Source organism: Arthrobacter sp. Soil782 (assembly GCF_001428435.1).
Taxonomy (GTDB): Bacteria; Actinomycetota; Actinomycetes; order Actinomycetales; family Micrococcaceae; genus Arthrobacter_D; species Arthrobacter_D parietis.
The window spans coordinates 20,178-44,836 of record NZ_LMSO01000013.1 but is presented as its reverse complement, the minus strand read 5'-3'; the positions used below and the strand labels follow the sequence as shown (position 1 = coordinate 44,836).

Annotated in this window: 21 protein-coding genes; 7 read left to right on the top strand and 14 right to left on the bottom strand. The window is 63.1% G+C overall.

The features are described from left to right. Positions 1-44 precede the first annotated feature (44 nt). From ASH00_RS15995 to ASH00_RS15970, 6 genes are all read right to left on the bottom strand, one after another. A complete protein-coding gene (locus ASH00_RS15995) occupies positions 45-1,739 on the bottom strand; it encodes a nuclease-related domain-containing DEAD/DEAH box helicase (protein ID WP_056550413.1) in 1,695 nt (564 codons plus the stop codon). After that, positions 1,732-4,947 carry a UvrD-helicase domain-containing protein gene (locus ASH00_RS15990; RefSeq protein WP_056550412.1) on the bottom strand — a complete coding sequence of 1,072 codons (3,216 nt, stop codon included), beginning with the start codon at positions 4,945-4,947 and terminating at the stop codon, positions 1,732-1,734. The genes ASH00_RS15995 and ASH00_RS15990 overlap by 8 nt, the downstream gene beginning before the upstream one ends. Continuing rightward, entirely contained in the window at positions 4,944-7,658 is a 2,715-nt protein-coding gene (locus ASH00_RS15985; RefSeq protein WP_056550411.1) for a PD-(D/E)XK nuclease family protein, read from the bottom strand. Before ASH00_RS15985 ends, ASH00_RS15990 begins: the two co-directional genes overlap by 4 nt. 93 nt (positions 7,659-7,751) lie before the next feature. After that, entirely contained in the window at positions 7,752-8,465 is a 714-nt protein-coding gene (locus ASH00_RS15980; RefSeq protein ID WP_056550409.1) for an endonuclease/exonuclease/phosphatase family protein, read from the bottom strand. A 173-nt stretch (positions 8,466-8,638) separates the two neighbouring features. Then, positions 8,639-9,400, bottom strand: a complete 762-nt coding sequence (locus ASH00_RS15975; RefSeq protein WP_056550407.1) for a maleylpyruvate isomerase family mycothiol-dependent enzyme — start codon at positions 9,398-9,400, stop codon at positions 8,639-8,641. Continuing rightward, positions 9,397-10,098: an HAD family hydrolase gene (locus ASH00_RS15970; protein ID WP_056550404.1), complete on the bottom strand. Its 702-nt coding sequence runs from the start codon at positions 10,096-10,098 to the stop codon at positions 9,397-9,399. Before ASH00_RS15970 ends, ASH00_RS15975 begins: the two co-directional genes overlap by 4 nt. A 113-nt stretch (positions 10,099-10,211) precedes the next feature. Here ASH00_RS15970 and ASH00_RS15965 point away from each other — a divergent pair, with 113 nt between their 5' ends. Next, positions 10,212-10,574, top strand: coding sequence for a hypothetical protein (locus ASH00_RS15965; RefSeq protein ID WP_056550403.1), 363 nt, complete (start codon positions 10,212-10,214; stop codon positions 10,572-10,574). Between the two features lie 40 nt (positions 10,575-10,614). Here ASH00_RS15965 and ASH00_RS15960 read toward each other — a convergent pair whose 3' ends face one another. From ASH00_RS15960 to ASH00_RS15935, 6 genes are all read right to left on the bottom strand, one after another. Next, entirely contained in the window at positions 10,615-11,220 is a 606-nt protein-coding gene (locus ASH00_RS15960; protein ID WP_056550402.1) for a cysteine hydrolase family protein, read from the bottom strand. A 163-nt stretch (positions 11,221-11,383) separates the two neighbouring features. After that, complete coding sequence (locus ASH00_RS15955) at positions 11,384-11,698, bottom strand: DUF4386 domain-containing protein (RefSeq protein ID WP_056550401.1); 315 nt, start codon at positions 11,696-11,698, stop codon at positions 11,384-11,386. Positions 11,699-11,734: 36 nt separating this feature from the next. Beyond that, positions 11,735-11,929, bottom strand: a complete 195-nt coding sequence (locus tag ASH00_RS15950; RefSeq protein WP_056550398.1) for a hypothetical protein — start codon at positions 11,927-11,929, stop codon at positions 11,735-11,737. 137 nt (positions 11,930-12,066) lie between these two features. Beyond that, a complete protein-coding gene (locus ASH00_RS15945; protein WP_056550397.1) occupies positions 12,067-13,665 on the bottom strand; it encodes an HNH endonuclease signature motif containing protein in 1,599 nt (532 codons plus the stop codon). Positions 13,666-14,178: 513 nt separating this feature from the next. Then, a complete protein-coding gene (locus ASH00_RS15940) occupies positions 14,179-14,961 on the bottom strand; it encodes an alpha/beta fold hydrolase (RefSeq protein WP_056550395.1) in 783 nt (260 codons plus the stop codon). A 77-nt stretch (positions 14,962-15,038) separates the two neighbouring features. After that, entirely contained in the window at positions 15,039-15,395 is a 357-nt protein-coding gene (locus tag ASH00_RS15935) for a hypothetical protein (RefSeq protein WP_056550394.1), read from the bottom strand. 172 nt (positions 15,396-15,567) lie between these two features. Here ASH00_RS15935 and ASH00_RS15930 point away from each other — a divergent pair, with 172 nt between their 5' ends. From ASH00_RS15930 to ASH00_RS15915, 4 genes are all read left to right on the top strand, one after another. Further along, on the top strand, positions 15,568-16,920 hold the full coding sequence (locus ASH00_RS15930; RefSeq protein ID WP_157359189.1) for a hypothetical protein: 1,353 nt from the start codon (positions 15,568-15,570) through the stop codon (positions 16,918-16,920). Beyond that, the gene (locus ASH00_RS15925; protein ID WP_056550391.1) at positions 16,917-18,701 is read left to right on the top strand and encodes a DEAD/DEAH box helicase; all 1,785 of its coding nucleotides are present in this window, start codon (positions 16,917-16,919) and stop codon (positions 18,699-18,701) included. The genes ASH00_RS15930 and ASH00_RS15925 overlap by 4 nt, the downstream gene beginning before the upstream one ends. Before the next feature lie 225 nt (positions 18,702-18,926). Continuing rightward, positions 18,927-19,193 (top strand): helix-turn-helix transcriptional regulator, encoded by a 267-nt coding sequence (locus ASH00_RS15920; protein WP_235563353.1) that lies wholly within the window; start codon positions 18,927-18,929, stop codon positions 19,191-19,193. Beyond that, positions 19,190-20,398 (top strand): type II toxin-antitoxin system HipA family toxin, encoded by a 1,209-nt coding sequence (locus tag ASH00_RS15915; protein WP_056550390.1) that lies wholly within the window; start codon positions 19,190-19,192, stop codon positions 20,396-20,398. Before ASH00_RS15920 ends, ASH00_RS15915 begins: the two co-directional genes overlap by 4 nt. Before the next feature lie 46 nt (positions 20,399-20,444). Here the strand turns inward: ASH00_RS15915 and ASH00_RS16835 are convergent, their stop codons facing one another. Next, the gene (locus tag ASH00_RS16835; RefSeq protein WP_162252870.1) at positions 20,445-20,609 is read right to left on the bottom strand and encodes a hypothetical protein; all 165 of its coding nucleotides are present in this window, start codon (positions 20,607-20,609) and stop codon (positions 20,445-20,447) included. A gap of 132 nt (positions 20,610-20,741) precedes the next feature. On the opposite strand from ASH00_RS16835, the gene ASH00_RS16830 reads away from it, so the two are divergent. Both ASH00_RS16830 and ASH00_RS15895 read left to right on the top strand, forming a co-directional pair. Next, positions 20,742-21,260, top strand: coding sequence for a TetR family transcriptional regulator (locus ASH00_RS16830; protein ID WP_162252869.1), 519 nt, complete (start codon positions 20,742-20,744; stop codon positions 21,258-21,260). 681 nt (positions 21,261-21,941) lie between these two features. Next, positions 21,942-22,478, top strand: a complete 537-nt coding sequence (locus tag ASH00_RS15895) for a hypothetical protein (protein ID WP_056550385.1) — start codon at positions 21,942-21,944, stop codon at positions 22,476-22,478. A 51-nt stretch (positions 22,479-22,529) separates the two neighbouring features. Here the strand turns inward: ASH00_RS15895 and ASH00_RS15890 are convergent, their stop codons facing one another. Continuing rightward, the gene (locus tag ASH00_RS15890) at positions 22,530-24,569 is read right to left on the bottom strand and encodes a transketolase family protein (RefSeq protein WP_082566216.1); all 2,040 of its coding nucleotides are present in this window, start codon (positions 24,567-24,569) and stop codon (positions 22,530-22,532) included. Between the last annotated feature and the right edge of the window lie 90 nt (positions 24,570-24,659).

Sequence of the window (24,659 nt, the reverse complement as noted above, 5' to 3'; positions counted from 1 at the left end):
TGCCCCTGTGCCCGTGTGGCGCGGGGGCAGCGCTGTGTCTGGGTTCACCCGCCCACCACCGGATTCCATACCTCGCACGCCCGCAGAGCCTGAGCCAGTTCCTTGCCGCCGCCCTGGGCAATGAGGTCTGAATTGCCCACGATGATCAGTAGGCTACGCGCTCTCGACATGCCGACGTAGAGTTGCTCGGCTGCCCGCTCCAGGTTCTTGAATCCGTCTACGCAGAGAATGACCACTGATCGCTCGAGTCCCTTGAAGCCGAGTACATGGCCATAGAACTCGGCTTCCTTCGCGTGGAACTCGTTCCAGTAATCGAGGGTTGTGCCGCCTTCGTGGTGCTGCAGGTGAATGGGGTGCCGATGGTTGGTGGTCAGCAGCGCTATCTGGTTTGCCGGCCAGCCCTCGTCGATCAGCGCATCCACGCAATCCGAGGCGCGGTCCAGAGCGTCCTCCGTAGTGCAGTCGACGCGCCGCACCGGCATCCCGGTGTTCCCTCGTGGGGTGAAGCGCTTGCCGGCCAGGGGTTTGAAGGTCAGGGCGATGCGGCGGGTGTTGCGGAGATTGTCGTCCACATGAATGGGCACCAGGCCAGCCAGCGGTCCGTTGGTGAAGTCCGCGGTTCCGCCGCTGCGGTGGTAGACATCCTGTCGGTCGTCCATGAAGGCGTAGATCTCGCTGAAGTCCGGATCCTTCAGGCACTGGAACAGAGCTTCCCACCACAGCGGAGCGAAGTCCTGCGCTTCATCCACCACTACGGCGTCGAACTTCTGGTCCATCGGAAGGTGAGCGGCCCTGTCCTTGAGAAGTTGAGGCATCTCCTCGTCAAAGTAGGACTGCCCTTCTCCGTCGGGCACCCCGAGGGACCGCACATATTCGTGAAACTCTCCGGTGAACGCCGGTTGTCTCTGCCGCCAGGAGGTTACCTTGTTCTGCAGGTGTATTCCCAGGCCCTTGTTGTAGCAGAAGACCCCAACTCGTTTGCCTGACTTGCAGAGCTCCTGCGCCTTGGCAAGGGCAAGCCACGTCTTGCCGCTGCCGGCGCCGCCTGTGAAGCGGATGCGCGGGATATCGCGGGTAGCTGACAGCAGGGTGTCCTGCCGCTCGGTCAGCTGGTCCTGCAGGTCTTCGCTTTCGGCTGTGTTCGACGTGTCACTGGGCAGAGAGTCGAAGCTTCCTTCCAGCTTCCGCACAATCCGTGCCAGGTACGACGCCGCCAGCGGAGTTGCGCCGCTGGCTTCCGTTTCGATGGCGTGACGGATTTTCTCGGCCGCTCCGGGCAGGTCTTCTCGATCCAGAATCAGCGCCCGGGGAGATCCACTGAGCGTCCAGTCCCGGGGCACAGAGGTGTAGGGAATGCACGCCATGTAGGCGAAGCGGCTGGTCAGCACGTTGCCCAGCTGCTCGCCGATCCACTCCTGGAACGCATGCTTGGAGCCCTGGGATTGCACCAGCGGGCTTTGGATCGGATGTTTCCCGGAGCGGTCCGACTGGTACCACTGACCCTTGTCCACACTGACCAGGCCACCCTTGACCTCGATGGCTGCCATGCCGACGCCGGGCCACAGGACGAGCAGATCGATCTCGTGTTCGGAGCTTCCGTACCGTACCTGAACCGAGTGAGCCAGCACCACGCCGTCCGGCAACGCTGCCTTCAGCACCTGCCAGACGGCCCGCTCGGCCGACTGGCCGTCATCGAAGACGGGCTTCTCTGGGATGCAGTGGACGGTGTGCTCAGTCAATTTTGTACACCTTGCCGAGGGCCGGCAGGTGGATCAGGGTCTCGACGACCGGCTTCCCTGTCACATCAAGGAGTGCCTGACGGTAAGTTTCCATCTGCCCGAGGTTTTCCTTGCGGATATGTTTCGCCGGATCCTCACCGGGGTAGCTCTTGTGGTCGATTAGGACAAACCCCTCGGGCAGTTCAATGAGCAGGTCGATCCAGCCTTCCATGTACTGGTTCTGCCCAGTGCGCCACGAGATGGGCACCTCTCGAAGCACTGGTGCGCCCGGATACACTGACGCGAGATACTCCGCGAACCGGTCACCTGCGGTGAGGAGCAGTTCGACGCCGATGAGGTCGCCTACCTGCCACCGGTCAAGGATCTCCTTGGCAACGCCGAGTTGCCCGGCTCGATCCAGCGCCGTGTACTCCGTGCCGAGGTACGCGTGGACGGCCGAACCCACGGAGGCCCATCGTTCGTCTCCTCTGGTGGCCAGCGGGTCACCGAGGTGCGCGTGCTCGTAGATGCGTGCGTCGGTGTCGGTCCCGTTCGTGGTTGTCTGGGCGCTCGCCTTGATTCGCGCGGGCAGATAGGACCCGGCTAGGGGAGCGGCCGCGGCGTCGTCGTACTGGATAGATGAGGTGGTGGTGACGCTCTCCGGTGCGTCCTCTGCGACGTAGGTCTGCACATACGCCGGCAGTTCATTTCCGTTTACCGTGATAACGCCGTCGTGCTTCTCGCCCGACCACTTGATCAGGCCGGTGATGCCCAAATCATTCAAGCCAAGCGGTGAGCTGCCCTTCGCGGTGAGGATGGTGGTGTTGATGGACCGGGTCATGCCCACATACATGAGGCGCGCAGCGTTGCGGCGTTCGCGGTCCTCATTGGCCATGAGGACGTCGCTCGATTTCGCTGCGGCATCCAGCGGTGAGCCCTTGTACGGGAAGGGGGAGGGCCAGAACCGGATCCAGCGTCCGGCAAGAGGTTCGTCGAGGTCGAACTCGCCGTCGGACTCCACCGCCACACCGAACGCACGGGCGCCCACTTCGCGGTCCAGGCTCTCCATAATGACCACCGGCCACTCGAGCCCCTTGGCCTTGTGATACGTCATCACATTAACGACGTCGTCACCTGAGTTATCAGAGGCAACAGCCTCCGATTCGGACAAGAACTGCAGTGCACCGCGCAGGGTTGCCGGGGCCTTGAGCGCCTTGGCGGCCTCGTAGTAGTTGTTGAACTCGGCACGCACAGCATCGAGGTTCCGCAGGCGCGTCTCGGGGGCAGACCAGGTCTTCAGCAACGCCGGGAGGCCGATGAGGCTGACCACCTCTTCGAACACCTCAGTGGGCGTAGACGCGATGGCCCGCCCATTCAGCTCCGTGAGCGCTGTACAGAGCGGATCGGCAGCCCATTGCGCGAGGGTTTCAGCAGGCTCGGGCGAGGCCAGCAACGCCTGCTGCCACTTCTCATGTGCGCGGTGCCCCGGATGCAGGGCAACAACCTCACTGAGCGCGATAGTGTCACGTGCGTCGGCAACGAAGGCCAGCGAGGCACGCGCCAATTGCACCTCACGGGAACTCAGCAGCGGCTGGCTGTTGAGCGTTGCCCGGATGCCGAGTGCGGACAGCGCTGCTGCCACTGCCTGCGCTTCCTTATTGGTGCGCGTCAGCACGGCAATCTCTTTCGGTACCAGCTCCGGACGCCGGCGCAGCAGGTCAGCGACACCGACGGCGGTTGTCGCAAGCCGCTCTTCGTCTTTCCCCGCTGTCCGGCTCCACGCTTCCAGGAACCCGCCGGTGCAGTCGGCACGGGCGTCCGGTAGCCGGAGCTCCACGGACTCGCGGCTCATCCCAACGGCTGCGAACAACGGGATGAACGTTGCGTTGGACAGGTCGAGGGGAACCTGCTCGGACCTCCAGGAGCTGCTCAACATCTCACGCTGGGTCACCTTGGAGACCACTGCATCCATCAGCTCAGGATCGGTTCCGCGGAACTCGTAGATGGCCTGCTTGGGGTCGCCCACCCACACAGCGCGATCCACGAGCCTGCTCAGCTGCAGGAAGAGTTCAAGTTGAAGGGGACTGGTGTCCTGGAATTCATCCACCACCAGGAACTGCACCCGCTGCGAGAAGGACTGTCTGAACGCCTCATTCTCACGGACGAGTTTGAGGGCCAGGGTTTCCTGGTCAACGAAGTCCATCAAGCCGTGGGTGTGCTTGAAACGCTCGAACGCTTCGAGGCATTCAGCCGCACACGCGTAGATAAGCCGGATGAACTGTTCAATGTCATCGTGGAACGCCGGATTGCTCAGGAGCTCTTCTGAAAATGCAGTGATCGGCTGCTCGAAGATGGTTTTGATGAGCTTTGAGGACGCGGCAGGAACAGCGCCGCGCCATTGCTCCCAGGAGACGTCCTCGACGTCCCCCATCGAGGTGATCCGGTGGACAACCTTGGGCCAGTTCTCCGCGAAGTTCTTGGCTGCCACATTGACGGGTCTGCCGGCGGGGTCGACGCCGTCACGCACCACGGCCCGAAGTTCCGGCAGCGCCTGGCGGAGGCCGTCCAACCAGGCTTGCCTGCCGTCATACGTCCCGCGCTCCTCCAGGACGCTCTGGTAGCCCTGCCAGGAACGTTTGGCACAGGCAGCGAGGTCCTGTGGTTGCAGGAGGTTATTGCGGGCCGCATCGCAGATACCGCGGACGAGCACCATCCATGCGTCATCCTCGACCATGCTCATTCTGCGCGCGATCGGCAGGATCTGTTCCGAGTAGTCGGCAAGCACTTCATCCGTGGCGAGCCGGAAAATGCCGTCCTGCTCACCCTCGGCGATCGCTTCGAGGGCAGGAGAAAGCCCGGCATCGATGGCGTATTCGGTGAGGAGCCTGCTACAGACGCTGTTGACGGTCCCGATGAGGCTCGTGGACAGCTGCTGTGCTGCTTCCTTCAGCTTCAGGGGATCCGGCACGCTCGAGTTGTCGGAGCTGAAACCCTGTTCGCTGGAGTTCTGAGCGCCCGATCCGTGAGCGCCCGAGCCCTGATCGTCCAGCAGTCGCAGAGCTATGCGTTCCTTGAGCTCACCGGCCGCTTTCTTGGTGAAGGTGGTCGCCATGATGGCAGCGGCAGGTGTGCCGCCGGCAATGCGGTCAGCAATGACGTTGGTCAGCGCATGCGTCTTCCCGGTGCCGGCGCTCGCCGAAATCATCAGTACGTTGCTGAGGGTGTTCATGAGAAGTCGCCTGCCAATCCGCAGAGCCTGCTGAAACGGCAGAACCGGCAGGGCGGTTTGCCATAAAAACGCCCGTCCGCAATTGCCCGTGCCTCACCGGTTTCCCCGCCGGCAGCCTCACGGGCTGTGTCTACCAGCGGAGTTGCCGTGACTCGGCCCTGCACTACTTCCGAGACAGAGAAGGTTGCCGCTTTGACTGCGGTATCCCACAGGACGTCCGGTCCTTCAGCTGCTGTTGCCGACCCGCCCAGTCCGGGGTGGGTGGATGCGAAGGTGCCCTGCTTGAGCAGGTAGTAAGCGGCAGGTCCGTCCCCACCGGCCGATCGGTCCCTGGCGGCCGGCGCAGTTTCGCTGACATCCCCTGCGGGATCTTCGGCAAGCGCCCACTGGTACAGCGCCAACTGAAGGGCCTTTCCCTCGCGTACCTCCTCCACACGGTACTTGTCCCGGTTGCTCCATTTCAGGTCAATGACGGCAGGCCTGCCCTCGCCGTCTATCCCCGCGACGTCGATGGAGCCTCTCACCGGAACCGACATCTGCTTTCCGTCCACGGTAAGTTCAAGGAACTTCTCGAACGGCTTCTCGACGTCCTGGATGGTGATCCCGGCAGCGCTCACCCAGGTGAAGAACTTCATTACGTTGGAGGACAGCACTGCGCGCAAATTCTTCAGCCTTGCGCTTTGCCCTGGTAGGAGAAGCTCCGATGCGAGGTGCGGCAGGAGTTTGTCGATCTTGCGGTCGATTTCCTCGGGCGTGGGGACGGCGCGGAGTTGGGCTGAGAGATCGTGATGCAGTTCCTCGACCAGCTTGTGAGCGAAGATCCCGATCATGGTGTTGCCGCTCGGCGCGCTGTCGGCATCCGCGGGCCGTAACCGCATTTTCTTGTCGAGCACCCAGGCCAGGGAACATCCCAGCAGGTTGCCGAGCTGGCTGAAGGACAGCGCGTCCGGGGCGAAATCGGCGCGCGGCTCCAGCTCGAACTCAGGAGGCGGCGGCGCTACGCGGACGGGATCGACGGGGGCCATCCGCGCCGACCGTCCTGCCAAGGCCCAACGGTTGTTCTGGACCAGTTGCACCGGTGTAACAGTGCGTTCCCTGATCTGCGCGCGTAGCGATGGCCCCGAACCGGTTGCTGGCTGCGCGGCGACCAAAGCCTCAAGCAGGGGATTGTTCTCAGTGGGCTCGCCTTCCTGCTGGGCAGTCTGGACGATTAGAAGGTTGCGGCAGCGCGTCGAGGCCTGGACTGTCTGGGTGATCTGCAGCATCGCCAGGCTCTCGGGTGAGGGCAGGTGCACGCCCACCGAAGAGAGCGACTCAATATCGGAACGGTCCCAGCGACGCGTTCGTGGCGCCGTAGCGTCCTGGAATCCCCACCACAGGACGTCATCCACTGGATCCATCAGCTCGGTGAGGTGCTCAAGCCGCAGCCAGTCGGACGCTTCGCTGGTTGCAAGCGGATTGGTGGTTTCCGCCACGACCGAGGAGATCATCCGCCGAAGGTCCGTTCGGGACACCAGCGGCAGGCCGGAAATCAGGGCAATCAGCGTCTGCAGCTGCGCGTAGGTAGAGGCCAACCCGGGGCGATGACGAACGAGCCGATCGAGCCGTTTCGCAAGCCATTCGGTCTTTGCCGCAATCTGCGTACCGCTGACACCGTGGTGCTCGATCAGGAGATTACCGGAGAACAACTCGTCAAGCTCGGAGGCCTGTTCCCTGTCAAAGTCGGGCAGCTCTGCGATCGCCTGCAGCGCCGCGCTCCACGCTTCGCCACCGGTTCCCGGCTCCGCCTTCAGCGCTTTGAGGAGTTCACGGCCGGCGTCACGCCGAACGGGCGATACCGGCAGCGACAGGAATTCACTGAGCAACTGCACATTCGCCGGACCCCAGATGACCTCCATGAAGAGCGGGATGACCTGATCCTGTGCACGCCAACGGGATCTGGCTCCAATGCCGATGCGCGGCAGTCCATGAGCGGAAAGGTAATGGTCTAGAACATTGGTCTGGTGCGATACGACGACAGCGGTGCTCGCCGCCATGGCATCAACGCCCGCAGTGCCCGCAGCACCCGCGTTACCGCTTCCGCCGGCACCCAACCACCGGGCAGCGTGCTCTGCGGCTTCCCACTCAGTTTCCGCGTGCAGAACCGTGATGCGTGGTGGCGGCGCTGCGGTGGGTTCCGGCTCCACGATGCTGACGCCGCGCACTTCGAGCTTCCCGAGAATTGCCTGCCAAATTGAGGGAAAGGAGGACCGCGGGTGCTGCAACGCAACGGCTGAGATGCCGAGCGGAAGTGGAGTTTCCAGGGCAGCCGTCAGCCCGGCGACGTCGTCAGCAAGTGCCGGGGCAAGTGGAAGTTCGACCGCCTCAGCCGCCGCCAGAGTCTGCAACAGATTGGAGGGATGGCCTGCGGGAAGACGGCCGTCCCAACCGTTGGCCACCAGGTCATCCCGCGCATAGAGGAGATCCTGAGCGGTTGACCATGGGTCCACGGCAAAGGAGGTCGAGAACCACGCTGACGAACTGTCCAGTGCCCGCAAACGCGCGGTGTACTGGTTCACGCGTACAAGGTGCGCGACTTCTGGCCGCGTGATGCCAAGCCTGGTCTGCAGCAGTGCCACAAAGCCGAGGCGGCCCACCCGTACGGTGTTCAGGCCACCGGATTGAAAAGACCACGGCGCGCGGTCGAGAAACCAGCCGAACTCAACCCTCATGATTGCCCCGCTCCCCGTGCCCGCCGTCGCGGATTGTGCTGCCTGAGCAGCTGTCCAGTGGAATTCTGAACGTAACAGCCGCTCCTGACAATTCTAGGCGGGCTGGACCTCGTCCTCCGTTGACGGCTCCTCGACGTTGGCCCGGTAGTCCGCTAGCACGAGGATCGGCAGGTGGTCGGACGCCCCACGCGGAAGGGTCTCCACCTTGTCGATTTCCAGTCCGCGCGACGTCGCAAAGTCGAAGTGTCCCCGGAAAACCATGCCGCGGGTGTAGGTTCGCCGGTCGCTCAGCGAGAGATCATAGCCGGATTCATTCATGCGCTCGGTGAGCTTCTGCGTGAAGAACGGATAGTTGAAGTCGCCCACCATCAAGGTGGCAAAACCGTCCCCCATGCTCAGGAGTTCGGCGTGGGCGGCGTTGATCTGATGTCTCCGCAGCGAATTCGAGGCCGTCAGGGGAGCCGCATGGAAGGAGCCGGCCACAAGCGTGTTGTTCGTCTGCAGGTCGAGGAGCTTGACGCCGATCAGCCGCTCGTGCGCAGGCGTGAGCACACGGTCATGCAGGGACTTTTTGAGCGAGAAGGAGTCGGCACGGACCATATCGAAGCGATCCCGCCGGTAATACATGGCGAGTCCCAGCCGGTTTTCCTTGGTGGCGGTTGCCATCTGCAGCCCGCCAACGACGTCGGGCAGGTCCGAGGCATCACATTCCTGCAGGCACAGCAGATCCACCTCGTAATCCTCGGCAAGGGCTTCGAGCTCACCGCGCGCCTTGTGCTCACGAAGGTTGTAGCTGATGGTGCGTATCAGGACCGGACTCCTTTGGCGATTGACGGCAGCAGCAGGTTCAGTCTAAACACTTCCACGCTCCGGAACCGCGTTAGGAGTGCCGCATCTGTGCAGGATCGTAGGAGCGTCCCCACGATCCTGCACAACACCGGCGCTTTTGCGGAGCGGCAATCCGCTGTGTGTCCGGCACTTCAGGTGGTTGCGGCCAGGCGCCGTCGCAATTCGGCTGCCAAACCGGCGTCGCCAGCTTGAATGGGCAGCGGTTCGCGGCCCCAGAGCCACAACAGAATGTCGTTGGGTTCCCCGCTGATACTGGCATCGGGGGAGGAGCCTGCCGCATCGGCGGAAATCTCGACGTCGTGAGGAAGCAGGAGAACCGACCAGGCTTGTCCGCCGCTTTCGAGGAGCAGATTTCCGGTGACCTCTGCGGGGCCGGAATTCGTGCCCGCCGACCGCCCGCGCTCGAACATGACGGTCAGCACCTCGTCGATGCCGTCGACGGCCAGCTCTGTCTCGACCGGCTGTGGGTCGCCCAGGGATGCTTCGAGGTCGTAGCGGTGGATCGAGGTCTCGTGCGTCAGTCGGCGGATCCAGAAACCCACGGTCTGATCCTCAGCCACCCACGATTCCGCGGGGTCTGACGGTTCATGGGCATCGAATTCGCCAGTGATCCGCTGGTAGCAGGTCTCCAGTATTTCGGCCGGACCCAGCTGCAGAATGTCCTCCGGAACCCAGCGGCCCTGCGGCTTGGCGCCGGTGCGGATGGTCTCGGCTTTCTGCAGGTACACGAGCGCGGTGTGCCGGACCAGCTGTTCGATATCCCAGTCCGGACAGGCAGGAATCCGGGCCGCGGCGTCGGCGGAGCGTGTGAGCCCCAGAAGCCGCGCGAAGTCCTTCTCCATCAGCTCCCGGTAGCGGTCAAAGGTGAGCGCGTAGGGATACTTGGGCTTCATCCGCCGGTTGCTTTCGCCAGCTCGGGGATCTCGCCGGCGAGAACGGCGTTCAGCAGCTCCCGGACGTTCTCAAACACATAGGCCGCCCCGGCGTCGCGCAGTTCAGCTTGGCTGGTACCGCCGGTGGTGACGGCGATGGTGCGCATGCCGAGCTTGTTGGCGGCCAGTACGTCCCAGACGGCGTCGCCGACGAACACTGCTTCTTCGGCCTTGAGCTCTGCGACGCCGAGCGCTGCTTCGAGGATGTCGGGGGAGGGCTTGCTGATGCCGGTGTCGGTTGCGGTGGTGGCGCCGGTGATCGCCTCATCGGCGTCGATCACCTTCTTCAGGACGGCCAGCTCCTCGTTGTTCGCGGACGTGGCCAGCACGACGGCGAGGCCCGCTCCCGCGCAATGATTAAGCAGGTCGCGGGTGCCGTCGAACGAGCGCAGGGCAGGCCACTGCGCTGAGAACAGCGCCCCGTGGGTGTCCTTGAGCTCCTCGTCCTGCTCGGTGTCCCGGCCCTCGCCGATGAGGTGCTCAATGAGGGTGGAGCCGCCCATCCCGATGGTGCGATGGATGCTGGCCATCGGCACATCATGGCCGAAGCGGCGGAAGGCTTGCCACCACGCGAGGGTGTGCAGGTAGTTGGTGTCCACCAGCGTGCCGTCAACGTCGAACAGGACGCCGCGTACGCCGTCGTCGTGCTGTTGTGTCATGTTTTCCGCCTCGCCTCGTCGCCGTGCAATAGGATGTGCTCCAATACGGGTGTATTGGCGGTAACTCACCAACAGGATCCCGGACTATCCACCTTGTCTCAGAAGGAATACCCATGTCGAGTTACTCCACCCAGAATCGTGCCCCGTATCCGAGCGAACAGCCCTTCGCGGCCGCCAGCACCCGCCGGTCTCCGGGCATGAGCTACGCGGGGTCGGACTACGAGGGAAAGCGCGCTGCCCAGCTCTCGCTTGCCTACGGCGTACTCGGGATGTTCCTGTTCTGGTTCGTCTTCGGGCCGTTGGCGATCAGCTCGGCGAACAAGGCCGAACGGATGGGCGAACCAGCCGCCGGCGGGCGTCTGCTGGGGTGGGTCGCGATCATTCTCGGCGCGCTGAGCATCCTGCTCATCATCGGATGGGTGCTGTTCTTCGCCGCCGCCTTCACGAGTGGATTCTCCACCGGTACCAGCGTCTGATCCTGAGAGCGGTGGCGACCGTTGCCCGACTAACGCGTAGTCACTGACCCGCAACTGAGGCGGTCTGCGCCGGGGCAAGCAGGTCAGCTGTGCTCACGACGGCGGCAAACTCCCCGTGCAGATTCACGGCAGTCATGCGGTAGATCGCGTCCGCTGAAACCTCATGGCCATCCGGACCGACGCGGTTGAAGGTATGCGTGGCGTCAAGCGCGAATAAAACCCTGTAGCCCAGATTGCCTCCGACGCGGGCTGTGGTTTCGCAGCAGTGATTCGTGGTGATTCCGCAGATAACCAGTTCGGAGATGGCGTTCTCCTGAAGCCAGGCGTGGAGATCAGGGGTGCCGTGAAAGCTGGAGTTGACGCTTTTGTGCACCAGCAGGTCCGGTGTGCCGGTGATGAAGTCCTTGAACGCGTGTCCCGGATGGTCGGGGTGCAGGGGAGACTCCGGATCTGTGGAGTCGTGCCGGACAAAGACGACGGGGCGGCCGGTCTCGCGCCAGTGGGTCAGGAGGGCGGCGATGTTCTCCTCGCAGGAGGAGTTGTTGCGTGTGCCCCAGTAGGGGGCGTCGTCGAAGGCTTGCTGCACGTCAACGATGACGAGCGCGGCGCGGTCGCTGAGGGCAGGGGCGGAGTGGGTGGCGGACACGGTGCAACGATAGCAACCGTGCGAGACGTCGGAACGGCTTGTGTCGAGGCTTTGACGCGACCCCGGCCAGCGCCCTAAGCTGGCATGAATCGATTCAATGTGAGCGCCGGCACAGGTTCTCCAACTCCTAGGGGTGCCCGCTGTCACTAAGCGGGCACGGACGTCACTTGCGTTGGCAACCGGTCCGCCGTGCGCGGAGCGCGGACACCGATGATGAGCAGGTACAAGACCATCCAGATTTCTCCGATGGCGGGCACAATACCGAAGTAGCTATGAACTTGCGTTGCGATTGCGGAAGCAGGAATGCGAGGGCAACATCGATCAGGTAGCTGGCTGTGGCCAGGATGAGAACAATGCCGAGCGCCTTCGGGAATAGCTTCGACTTGATCACCAGGTAGCCCAAAGGTGCCAGCCACAGCCCAAAGAAGGCCTGTGCGGCGAGGGTGCCGTAGTGCTGGATGTCCAGTAGTAGAAGCACCAGCGCGTTGGACCCGAGCAGCCCGAAAGCATCCAGTTAGGATCCGTCGGTTGCTACCAGGAGCGACACATAGGTGAAGACTGCGCTGACTGAAATGATTCCGGCGGCGACGATCACAGCCAGCACCATGAGACGGCCCGCATGCTTGCCTGCGTGGTGAAGCAACACGTAAAGCGTCACCGCCATCAGGAGAAAGAAGACGACGTCGACGAGGTGGCAAACGTAGAACACGCCCGCAATCCTCGCGAGGCGTTTGGGCGACGCCGGTGAACAAGCTCTCAGGTAGTGCAATCGGCTCGTATGCGCTGAGAAGTGCCAGGCGGGAGGCTGCGTCGCCTGCCCAGGGCGTCTGAACCACCGTCCGCGGCTTAGGTTGGCGGATCGTGAAGCTGCTGCTGAACCAGCTGCTCAACCTGCCAGTATGGGTTCCGGCGCGCAGTACGGCTCGGATCCAGGTATCTGGGTGGCGTGAACCATGGAATCCCGTTGATGGACTCGACGGTCCACTCTCCCTCATGAATTACGTGGTGGTGCCGTGAACACACCAACACTCCATCGCTGAGAGAAGTGGTGCCTCCGGTGGCCCACGGAACGATGTGGTGAGCTTCGCACCAGGTTGCCGGGATGGTGCAGTCAGTGAATGCGCATCCCTTGTCTCTGGCGACGAGTCCCCGACGCATGTAGGGAGGAAAAAGGCGTTTGGCGCGTCCGATGTCGAGGAGTTGCCCATCACCGCCGAGAACCATGGGAATGATGTCGGCATCGCAGGCGAGTTTCCGGATGCTGCGAGCGCTCATTTGGTGTGCGAAGACGGCGTGACCGGCATTCCCGATGTCAGCCTTGAGATCCTGGTAGCTGATGGTGACCATTACCTGTGCCCGGTGGCCACCTGTTGCCGGCAACTCATCACTGGCCAAAGCAAGGCGGCAGGCCGAGACCAGGCCAACCAGCAGACTTTGCGGCCGTGTCAGCTGATCCGTGTCGAACGCGTCTGCAATGCCTTGTCCGCTGACGTTTCCGCTTTCGCCGCTGGTGGAGGCGCCATTGTTGCTGCTCAAGGAAAAGCCAGTGCCGTTGCCTCCTTCACCGCCTACGCTGCTGGCGGAGGTGCCGCTACGCTCCCGGGTGCCGTCATCGTTGTGCTGGGTGGCGCCCGAACCGCACCGCGGATTGGTCGCTGGGTTCATCACAGTGGATAGGTACTCGAACTGTTCATCCGTGGCGCCGATCTCCAGGAAGTGCAATCCGTTACGCCGGCCACGTAGAAATACGCCCTGCTGGGCTTTCAGCACCTTCTCCGTGGGTTCCTGTCCATCCTGATCAAGGGTGCTCTCCCAACGCTTGGCGAGCACCCGGAGGGTGTCCTCGTCCGATTCGATAGCGTGCCTGATGAGGTGGCGCTCCATCGCGTCCAACTGGTGTGAACTGGCGACAGGACGTACCCGTTGTACCGAATCACAGATGACAGTGGTGGCTCGTCCGCTCACGGAACCTGCACTTGAAGCGGCAGCCAGCACAGGCAGCGTCGGTTGGGTGGCCGCTCCCGGGCCGGAGGTATCCGGCAGGAGGTTTGCGGCGAGACGAAGGCGACGGTTCGCCTCACTGCGACTAATGCCGATCTTTGCGCGCAGATACTCCGCAGTATCGCGGTGGATAGGCAGTGGTCGCTTAGTCCGCGCCGGTGCGGAGGAAACCCCATTCCAGTCCTGCTCAGGGTCGGCGGATTGGGGCTCCGCTTCACCTAAGGCCGCGATGTCGTGAGCGACGATGGTATGGGCAGCGAGTACCTGCAGACCATCGACCAGCCTTGATAGGTCCTCGATTTCCACGAGAGTTGCAGCGGTCTCCACGCGAGTCCGGATGAGGTAGCCCTCCGCGAGCTTTCCCCGGAATGCTTCAAGGTCAGAACGCACCGACTGCAGCAGGGAATTCTCCTGCAGCTGATGGTCATGAAGTGCGAGCGCCATGGATCAAACTTATCGAACACCAGTACTAATAGCGATGGTTGAAGGCCAATGTGGAGGAGTAGTGACCCACTGCTTATCCACAGTACGGACGAGGTCTTTAGCGGTGTTTCGACTCCTCAACGTGAAGAGGCGGACTACCCGCTTTGCCAGGACAGGATAAGGGCGCTCATGATCGGCGGTGGGAACCGATGTGAGCGTCATGTGTTCCTCGTCTGCGGTAACAATCCAAAAGCTATCGCGCGGGGGCAAAGGCAGACGAGAATGAGCGGCAGCGGGATGTGATCTGGACGGAGATCTCCCGCTAGGCGGGGCCCGTTTCCCCCTAATATGGCCCCGCCGCCTCACTCCTTCCTTCCCAAGGAATCAGCAAGCCCCGCAGGTCATGCTTGGGCTGGGAACAGCCGCCAGGACCTGACGAACGTTCTCACCGGGCGGGGTCCGCTTGCTCAGCCTTCGGCAGCGGCCCCGGCCCGGTCACCTTCATTTGCTGGAAAGCACACGCGGCTATCAGGCTCACCAACTCGTCGAATCCAGAATGAAGCGCGCAGTTTCCTCCGGCTGGTCCCAGTGGGGGAAATGCCCGCAGTTCTCGAAGACGTGCAAGGTGGCGTCCGGGTAGAGCGACATGGCGACGGCCGCTTCGCTGAGCGGAGTCACCTTGTCCTGCCTGCCCCAGCCGAACGCGAGGTTCCCTTTGAGTGTGCCTTGCGGCGCACCCTGCTGCCGCGGTCCGTGTGCAAGTGACCTGCGCGCCTCATCGAGACTGCGGGAGGTACTGAATCCGCGAAGCTCCGTGAGCACCAGATCCGGATCGAGCTTCCACGGAGCCGCCGAGAACTGCGCCAGCAGCGCGGTCCGGCCGGCAGCCTGCTTGACGAGCGACGGCAGAATGGACTGGATCCGGCGCACCAGGGCGATGGAGGCAGTGATTGTGCTGTTGAAGATGCGCACCTGGGTGTCGTTCCAGAATCCGCCGGGATCCAGCGCCACGACGTTGCCCGTGTGCCCGCGGCGAGCCATCTCGACCACCATGCGCGCACCCATCGAACTGCCGACAATGTCAGCATCCTCAAGTCCCTCCTCGCGAAGGAACTGTTCGACGGCGGCGGTCAGGGTGTCAATGGTTACCTCACCTGTGAGGGGCTCGCTGTTGCCGAATCCGGGCAGATCGACGGCGATGACCTCGCGCTGCTCCTGAAGCATGGGGAGGACCGGATCCCAGTTGCGAATGCTGGATCCGAGTCCGTGGACGAGGACAAGCGGCGTACCGGAGCCGGTTCGTTCGGTGTTCAACATGTGGATCGTGTTCCTTCCGTCGCAAGGCTGTTCGTCGCACCGGGGCCTGTGGATGCCTCGCGTCAGGAGATAAGCCTCTACCGCCAGAACACCGCAATGATGATGTTGAGCAGCGTCAGCCCGCCAATTACTCCCAGAATGGCGGACGGCACTGCGTCCTTCTTGCGGTTGATGAAAGCCAGTACGACGACGGCGACCATCACCAGGAGCTTCACTCCGATTTTGATGTTGTCGACTTCCGCCAGATCCCCGGCTTCGAGAACGCCGACCAGTCCCAGCCCGGAGACCAGCTGGAGCCAGCTGCCGTGCATGATGCCCGGTGTCACCACGGCCCCGCCGGTACGCATGCTCCGAATCTGCGCGATGACGCCACCCAGGATGGCAGCAAGACCGACGAAGTGCAGAACGAGGAGCAGATTGCGCAGGAATTCCATGGCACCAGCTTAGTATCGTGGTCTCCGCACACGTGAGGGGGTCGGTGCGCTGCCCGTCAGCGAAGAGCGCCGGTATCCTTGACGTGATGCCATACGACGCTCCACCCTCGGTAACTTCTGACCAGATCAGCGGGCTCGTCGGTTTCTCCAGCTTGCGGTGTGGGGCGGCAGGATGAACTCCGCACACGGCACGCCGAAAGCACCAGCGAAACCCCCTGCGCTACAGACACCCAAAGCGTCCGAACCACCCGATTGGCAGCGCAGCCTCGACTCGATCCTGAGCCCGCAGCCTCCTGCGCCGATCAATTCGTACTCAGCCACGGGCTACTCTGCCCGTCCACCCGGGCCTGCGGTTCCCCTAGCGCTCTCCTTCGAGCTTCGCGAAGACGCGCCGCGTTCGTCGAGCCGGTTCAAGCGGCAGGACCCGGGCGTGCACCTCTACATCCGACCCGTCCACCGAAGCGCAGGCGGCAACTGGATCACCGGTCAGCTGCGGTGGCAGAGTTTCTTCGCCGGGTACAACAGGGCAGGCTTCGAGGACGCGCACTGGGACTGGATGTCCACCGTCGCGGCAGTCCGTGCACGGAGTGCAGGCTCGGGCCACGGCCCCGGCGACTCAATCAGAGTGGACAATTTTCGGAGCCCGCTGCTGTGGGACCTGTTGGTGCGCGGCCGTGAGGCGGGAGTGCAGTTCGTCACCGCTGGAAGTGGAAAGGTCAGGCTCCACAAGAACGCGGACATCAGCCTCAATGTGCAGGCCAACGGCGGCGGGCTGCTCCTTCAGCCCCTGGTGGAAGTCGACGGCAATGCCCTGGATCCGACGTCGATCGGCCTGATCGGATCCCCAACACACGGCATCTTCTGGTGGCACCCGGAGGGCGCAGACGCACCGCTGTCCGACCGGAATATCGGACTCGCGCCCACTTCCGCTCCCATTCCGGAGACGTTCCGTTTACTGGTGACTGCGCGAAGCCCGCTGCAGATTCCCGAAACCGGCCGGGAGGCCTTCTTCCGCGACTACTATCCGCAGCTGCACCAGCAGGTGAACCTCATCTCGAGGGACGGCTCCGTCGAGTTGCCGGAGATCCCGCCGCCCTCGCTGCTGCTGGAAATCAGCTACGCGCCCACCGCACCAGGATCGCGCCGTCGCGCATCCGATTCCCCCGCGCACACCGAGGCGGTGCGGTTGAGCTGGTCCTGGGAGTACACCCAGGGAGGAACGACGACGGCGTACCCGCTTCCCGAAGACGGCACCGGCCACCGGGACCGGTCGGCTGAAGCCGGCACTTTGGCCACCGTTGCCGGTTTGCTCGACGGCTTCCGCGAAGCTTGGTATGACGCGTTTCCACGGCCGGCGGACGGCTTTCCGGGCAGGCCGGAACCGAGGGAACTCCACGGTGTGGCCGCCGCGCGGTTCGTCGCGGAATTCGTGCCGCAACTCGAAGCCCTCGAGCACGTCCGCGTCTTGCAGAGCGAGGATGTCCCGGACTATACGGAGCTGACCGAGCAGCCAACCGTTCCGTGAGTACCAGCGAGACGGAGGACCGCGACTGGTTCGGCCTCGGCGTCAGCGTCTCGCTGGGCGGTACGGACGTTCCGTTCGCCGAGTTGTTCCGTGCGCTCGCCCTCGACGAGCAGCATTTGCTGCTGCCCGGTGGCGGCTATTTCTCGCTGGACCAGCCGGAATTCTCCCAGCTCCGGCGGCTGATAGAAGAAGCCCGGGCGCTGCAGGACAAGGACACTGCTGAGCTGCGGATCAGCCGCTTGCAGGCAGGCCTGTGGGAGGAGCTGGCGGACCTCGCAGCCACTGCCGAACAGGCCGAATCCTGGCGGAACTCGGTGTCCGCGCTGCTCGAGCTGTCCGAGGTGCCCGCCAGGGACGTACCCGCCGGAATTCAGGCAACTCTGCGGCCCTATCAGCAGGAGGGCTTCAGCTGGTTGGCCTTTCTTTGGGAACACGGACTCGGCGGCATCCTGGCGGATGACATGGGGCTGGGAAAGACGCTCCAGGCATTGGCGCTGATCGCGTACACGCGGGAGACGCACACGAGGGAAGCGGGGCAGGAAACGCGGCCATTCCTTGTCGTCGCTCCCACGTCCGTGGTGCCTAACTGGGCGGCTGAGGCACACCGGTTCGCGCCGAACCTGCGCTCGGAAGCAGTGATGGATACGCTGCACCGCAGCGGTGCCGATCCTGCCGCGCTCGCGGGCAGCAACGACGTCGTAATTGTGTCCTACACGCTGTTCCGGCTGGATTACGAAGCATACGCGGCGCAGGAGTGGGCAGGGCTGATCCTGGACGAGGCGCAGTTCGTGAAGAATCCGGTGACCCGGGCGAGTCAGAATGCGCGCGATTTCCCGGCGCCGTTCAAGTTGGCGATTACCGGCACACCGATGGAAAACAACCTGATGGAGCTGTGGTCGCTCTTTGCGATCACCGCCCCGGGCCTGTTTCCCAGCTCCAGGAAGTTCGCGGACTACTATCAGCGGCCCATCGAGAGGGAGTCCGACGGCGAGAGACTGGCTCAGCTGCGGCGCAGGATTCGTCCGCTGATCACCCGCCGCACCAAGGAGCTGGTGGCAAGGGACCTTCCGCCCAAGCAGGAGCAGGTGCTCGAACTTGAGCTTGCTCCCCGGCACCGCACCATCTACCAGCGGCACCTGCAGCGTGAGCGCCAGAAGGTGCTTGGCCTGCTCGCGGACATGAACAAGAACCGGTTCGAGATTTTCCGGTCGCTGACCATGCTGCGCCGGTTGAGCCTGGACGCGTCGCTGGTGGATGAGAAGTACGCATCGGTTCCGTCGAGCAAGCTGGACGCGCTGTTTGAGCAGCTTGAGGACATTGTCGCGGAGGGCCACCGGGCGCTGGTGTTCAGCCAGTTCACCGGCTTCCTGGCCAAAGCGGTTGAACGGCTGGAGGCAGCCGGGATGGAGTATGCCTACCTGGACGGGAAGACCCGCCGACGTGCGCAGGTGATTGAGAAGTTCAAGTCCGGAGAAGCTCCCGTCTTTCTGATCAGCCTGAAGGCGGGCGGGTTTGGTCTGAACCTCGCCGAAGCGGATTACGTCTTCCTCCTGGACCCGTGGTGGAACCCGGCCAGCGAAAACCAGGCGGTGGACAGGGCGCACCGGATCGGGCAGCAGCGCAACGTGATGGTGTACCGGCTGGTGGCCAAGGACACCATCGAGGAAAAGGTAATGGCGCTGAAGGAGAAGAAGGCCAAGCTCTTCACTGCAGTAATGGACGACGACGCCATGTTCTCTTCCGCTCTCACTGCCGGCGATGTGCGGGGCCTGTTTGAGTGAGGGGGCTGGCGGTACTGCTCCTTGAGAGGGCCATGCCTCGTCTGAAACAGCAGGGCAACCGGCATGATCGTGCCGTTTCATCGGTTTTGACTTCGACATCGGGGTGTCACCATCGCAAACAGGCGAAAATCGGAACGATCGTACCGTTCATTGCTCGATTACCGTTGAAAAGCGCCCTCGGGACCGACATACTAAATAGATCGGTACGATCGTGCCGGAGGAGAGGTGGCGATAGTGACTTTCGAGCAGACACTTGCGGAATCAGTGCGTGCCCGGCGCGTCGCCGAGCACCTCACCCAAGCTGATCTCGCTGACCTCGCCGGCGTTTCGGAACGCTTTGTCCGATCCCTTGAACACGGGAAGCCGACGGTCAGGCTGGAGTCGCTGCTGGCGGTCCTTCGCACGCTGGGACTTGATCTCGCTGTCACAGGTCGGCGCCGCGAGACGCAGGGCGCTGAAGGGCCTGAATCGCAGGGCGGTGGCATCCGATGAAATCATTCGAGGATGTCAAGGGTCAGCGGCAGGCTGACGTCTACAAACGGGGTGTCCTCGCCGCCCAACTGGAACGGCATGAAAGCGGGACACGGTTCAGCTATCTGCCGGAATACCTTGTGACGGGCGGTCCAGCAGTGGCGGCATCGCTACCGCTGTCATCCGAAGCCGTGATCATGACCAGTGGCGCTGTGCCCCCTTTTTTTGCTGGTTTGCTGCCTGAAGGGCGCCGCCTCTCATTGCTGCGCAGGGCCGTAAAAACGTCGATGGACGATGAACTGTCCCTTCTGCTCGCAGTGGGAGGTGACACGGTGGGCGATGTGCAGATCGTACCCAGGGGCAGCGTCGTGGCGGAAGTTCCTGCCGCCGTCGTACTGGATCCCAAGGCGCCTGTCGACTTCGATGAAGTGATGGAGCAGACCGGGGTCGACCCGAGCGCGTTGGCCGGCGTTCAGGACAAGCTTTCGGCAGGAATGATCTCGCTTCCAGTGGAAGCGGGGGGAAAGCGCTTCATTCTCAAGCTGGATCCGCCCGAGTACCGGCATGTCGTCGAAAACGAGTTCCTGATGTACTCGTATGCGCGGCGACTGAAAATTCCCATCAGCGCAGTGCGTGTAATCCGTGATGTCGCGGGGCGGCCTGGGCTATTGGTCGAGCGGTTCGATAGGGACACGACCTCACAGGGGGAACTTCGCCGGCTGGCGGTGGAGGATGCAACTCAGATCATGGGGCTGCATCCGGCCGCTAAATACGACGCGCCTTATGAACAGGTGTGCCGGGAACTCATCGCACTCTGCGATGCTCCCCTCCCGGCACTCCGCAACCTGGCGCTGCAACTGGTCTTCGCGTGGCTGACGGGGAACGGCGACCTTCATGCGAAGAACGTCTCTCTCCTGCAGGATGCGCTCGGCGGTACCGCAATCGCGCCGATCTATGACATTCCGTCCACCGCGGTGTACGGAGACGGGTCACTTGCTTTGCCCATAGCGGGGAAGCGGACAGGTATTTCGCGCAAGCATCTTTTGCGCTGGATGGAGGATGTGGGCCTGCCGCAGCGGGTAGCCGATCGGGTTCTCGACATTGCTTTGAAGGCGACCGGGACTCTGATTGACGACCTTCGTGGGGGAATGGTTCCTTTCTCGGACACTGAGATCAGGAGTTGGGTGAAGGAACTGAAGAACCGCAGGCGTCTGGTCGAGGCGTAAGGCTCGCGGCGGGGCATGCAAATTCTCACCGAACGGCAGAAACATTTCAACCCACGTGCTGGACCGTGGCGCCGAGGAATTCCCTGAGCGAGGTCCCCTTCACGCCGTACGTCTCCGCCATGCCCGTCATGTCCATCGGCGAATCATAGGTCTCCAGTGCCGTAAGGAGCGGCACAATGAATTCCGGCATCCCGGGCACCGGTTCACCCATGGGAATTGTTCGGATTTCGACCGGGTGCCCCACAAACTGCTCGAACGTCGCGACGGCGTCCCGCCAGAAGAGCGGGTCCGGACCGCCTACACGAAGGATCTGGTTCTGGGCTGCCGGGAAGTGGAGCTAACCGTGGCTAGCATCGCGGCAGCGGCGGGTGTCTCGGCGGAAACTATCTACAAGTCGTTCGAGAACAAGTCAGGGTTGGTCCGCTCCATCTACGAGCGCGGTTTGACCGGCGCGGGTGAAACTCCTGCCTATCGACGCTCGGATGACATCAGAGAACGCATCGATGATCCCCGGGAGCTAATGCACCAGTGGGGAACCCTCACGGCTGAAGTGGCGTCGACAGTCACTCCAATCCTCCTGCTCATCCGCTCCGCAGCCGCGACAGACTCGTCGATGGCCGGTCTGTTGGAGGCGAGTAACGCGCACCGCCTGGAACGGATGAGGCATAACGCTGAATTCCTGGCCGAACGCCGTTTCCTGAAGGAAGGGGTCACCCTGTCGGACGCCATCGATGTGCTGTGGACGGTCAGCTCCCCGGAGCTGTATGAACTGCTGGTGCTCCACCGCGGGTGGACGCCGGCACAGTTCGCAACCTTTGTCGCGGACACCATGAGTGCGGCGTTGCTTCCGTTGCGGCCCTAGTGTGAGGTCCAGGCTTCAAGTGCGTCCCCCCACTCCGACTCGTCCCAGACCAGCGTCATTCGGAAAGCTCTAAGCCACGCCCTTGCCGCTGCTTTCAAGATTCTCGATGGAGCCAAGCAGCCGCCGGCTGTACGCAAGGAGGAAGAGTGCGAGACCAATTCAGGACAGCACATCCGCCGCCTTCGCGTGGATGGGCGCGTCCCGGATGCGGTGCTACCGCACGGCTCGTTCTTGCTGAAAGACCGCCCGGGGCGTAAGTTACGACAAAGCTCGGCGCGCTGGGGCAACGGCGAAACCTCCTTCGAGGAAGATAACTATGACAACTCACCGGCGTGCCGCAAAGTCGAAAAAAGCTATCGCCGCCGTCGTGTTGGCTGCCTGTCTGGGAGCTACCTCATGTACGGCTCCGCAAGACCAGACGGAGCCGGGCCCTGCCATCCCTGCGCCGAGTTCCTCTGCCGAGGCAGAGCCGGAGCCATCTGCGTCCGAGCCGCCATCACCGGATTCGCCAACGCCCGAGGCAGAGCCGGAGCCATCTGCACCAGAGGCGGAATTCGACACGTTCACCGGGTCAGCCTGGGGATCACCTTCGAGTTCGACCACCCAGCTGCATGGACAGTGAGCGTCCTACCCAATTCGAACAGAAGTTCTTTCACACTCCTTGATCAGGAAGGGAACAGTATGGGCGGGCTCAACATACAACCGGCCATAGGGTTCAACTGCCCGCCGGCGGGTTGCGAGAGCTTCCCGTTGCTGCATCTTGATGAGACGGTCAGTGACGAGGGCATCATAGATGGCGAACCTTTCGCCGTAACAACGCTCGCAATGGACCTGTCCTCGATGCCCGAACGAGCTCGACAATCAGGATGGAAGGACAGCGTTCGCCTGGTGACCTCTGTGTCCGGAAGGAATGGTCCACCACCGGCGGAAGCAGATCCCAACGGCATCTACGGTTTCGAGTCTGTTGAATTGGAATCTCAAGCCGAGGGGACGGGTCCCGCCATCATCGCCTTCCAGAAGGTGGACGACTTCCCTGACTTGCAAGCGGCCGTGGACTACATCAGGACAGAGCAGTACCAGCAAATTCAGGACGTGATGAGATCATTCAGCGCTCGCGCCTGCACGGGTGGCCCCGCCGAGCCCAGAAGCTACACAGGTCCAAACAACAACTCCGTTCCAGACCTGTGTGCCGCTGAGGAGGTTTCACCCGAGCTATAAGAACTTCGTCGCGGAGACGATGGCCGCTGCGTTGCTTCCGCCCGCGACGCGCTAGGGAACAGGACGGCCGGTGCGAAGCACCCGCCGGGCTGCGTCAAGAACCGCGTCGAGATGGATGCCCCGGAGCTGCATGACCTCCGCACCGGATCCTGACTCGCCGAACTCCTCGATGGAGACCACCTCACCGGCAGATCCTGCCCAGCGGTACCAGGCATCTCCCCGCCCGGCCTCGATTACCACCCGGGCAGTCAACGACGGCGGAAGCACCGATTCCCGATAGTCGCGATCCGCTTCACTGAACCATTCAACACACGGCATGGACACGACCCGCGCGGCGATTCCATCCGCCTCAAGAGCCTTTGCCGCCTCGATTGCCAGCGACACTTCGCTGCCGGTCGCGATCAACGCAAGGTCGTTTCCGTTGCCGCTCTGCCACCGGATGAAGCCGCCGGTTCTGGCGCCGTCTGCAGTGTCGCCGTCGGACTCCAGGACCGGTACATCCTGCCTGCTCAGCACGAGCGCCACCGGCCGCTGCGGGGAGGCGAGGATGCGCTGCCAGACGGCGGTGACCTCAACAGAGTCGGCGGGCCGGACGACGTCGAGCCCCGGCACAGTGCGTAGGGAGGCGATCTGCTCCACCGGCTGGTGGGTGGGGCCGTCTTCGCCGACCGCCACCGAATCGTGGGTGAAGACGTAGATCACGCCGAGGCCCATGAGGGCTGCGAGCCGGATGCTCGGACGCATGTAGTCGCTGAAGACCAGATACGTGGATCCGAAGGGACGCCACGGTCCGTGCAAGGCGATGCCGCTCAGTATCGCGGCCATGGCGTGTTCGCGGATGCCGAAGCGGATGAACTCGCCGCCCGGATTACCGGCCGAGAACGGCTTGCCGTCCACGGCGACGTTGGTTGAGCCGCTCAGATCGGCTGAACCACCCCAGAGCCGGTGCGATTCCTGTAGTGCCTTGATGACGGCGCCGTTGGTCTTGCGGGTAGCCACCAAATCTCCCGGAGATCCGGTATCGATCCGGGCCAGTGGTGACGGGTCGGCGATGCCTTCACGGAATGCTTTCCAGCGCGCGGCGGCTTCGGGATGATCGGCTTCCCACGCGCTGTGCTCACGTTGCCAGGCCGCATGCAGGTCCGCTCCACGCTCAGAGGCGGCACGGGTATGGGCCAGGACTTCCTCGTCCACCAGCTCGCCGAGCCCAGCGGTGGGGGAGTAGCCCAGCGATTCCAGGACGGCGCCGACTTCCTCCTTGCCAAACCCACCGGAGTGCGCCGCCGGAGTCCCGCTGAACTTTGCGGAGGGCGCGCCGATGACGGTCTTTACGGCCACGAGCGTCGGCTGGCCGGTCCGTTCCGAGGCGGCACGGAGGACGGCTTCGATGGCTGCCAGATCGGTGGCGTCGTCGATCTCGAGCACCCGCCAGCCGTAGGCGCGGTAGCGGGCGCGGACGTCCTCGGAGAAGGTGCCGGACGTGTCGGCATCGATAGTGATGCCGTTGTCATCCCAGATCAGCACCAGGTTGTCGAGACCCAGGCTGCCGGCGAGGCTGGAGGCCTCCGATGACACACCTTCCTGCAGGCACCCGTCACCGGCCAGCGCCCACATTGTTTGGTCCAGGTGATCCGAACCCGCCGCGAAAAGTGCCGATTCATGCCTGGCTGCCATGGCCATGCCGACGGCGGAAGCAACTCCCTGCCCCAGCGGACCTGTGCTCATTTCCACGCCAACGGTGTGATGCACCTCCGGGTGGCCGGGAGTCTTCGACTTCAGTGAGCGGCTTGCCGCCAGGTCCTTGAGGGTGAGTCCATACCCGGTGAAGTACAGCTGGAGGTAGAGCAGGAGACTGGCGTGACCAGCGGACAACACGAACCGGTCCCGAGCCGGCCAGTGCGGATGCTGCGGTGAATGCCGGAGAACCCGCGAGAACAGGACGTGGGACAGCGGCGCCAAGGCCATTGCCGTACCGGCGTGTCCGTGGCCTTTCTGCTGCACGAGGACCGCTGGAATCGCCTGCGCAGCGCCGACCGCGCGGGCATCCACAGCAGAAGGAAACCCAACGGTGGAAGAATCTTCTCTAGTCACGGACGCCACTTTGGTATACACCTGTACTTAAGTCAATGCTTGGATGATGTGCGGCCGGGGTCGGCCGGGAGAAGGGGACGCAATGGTCAA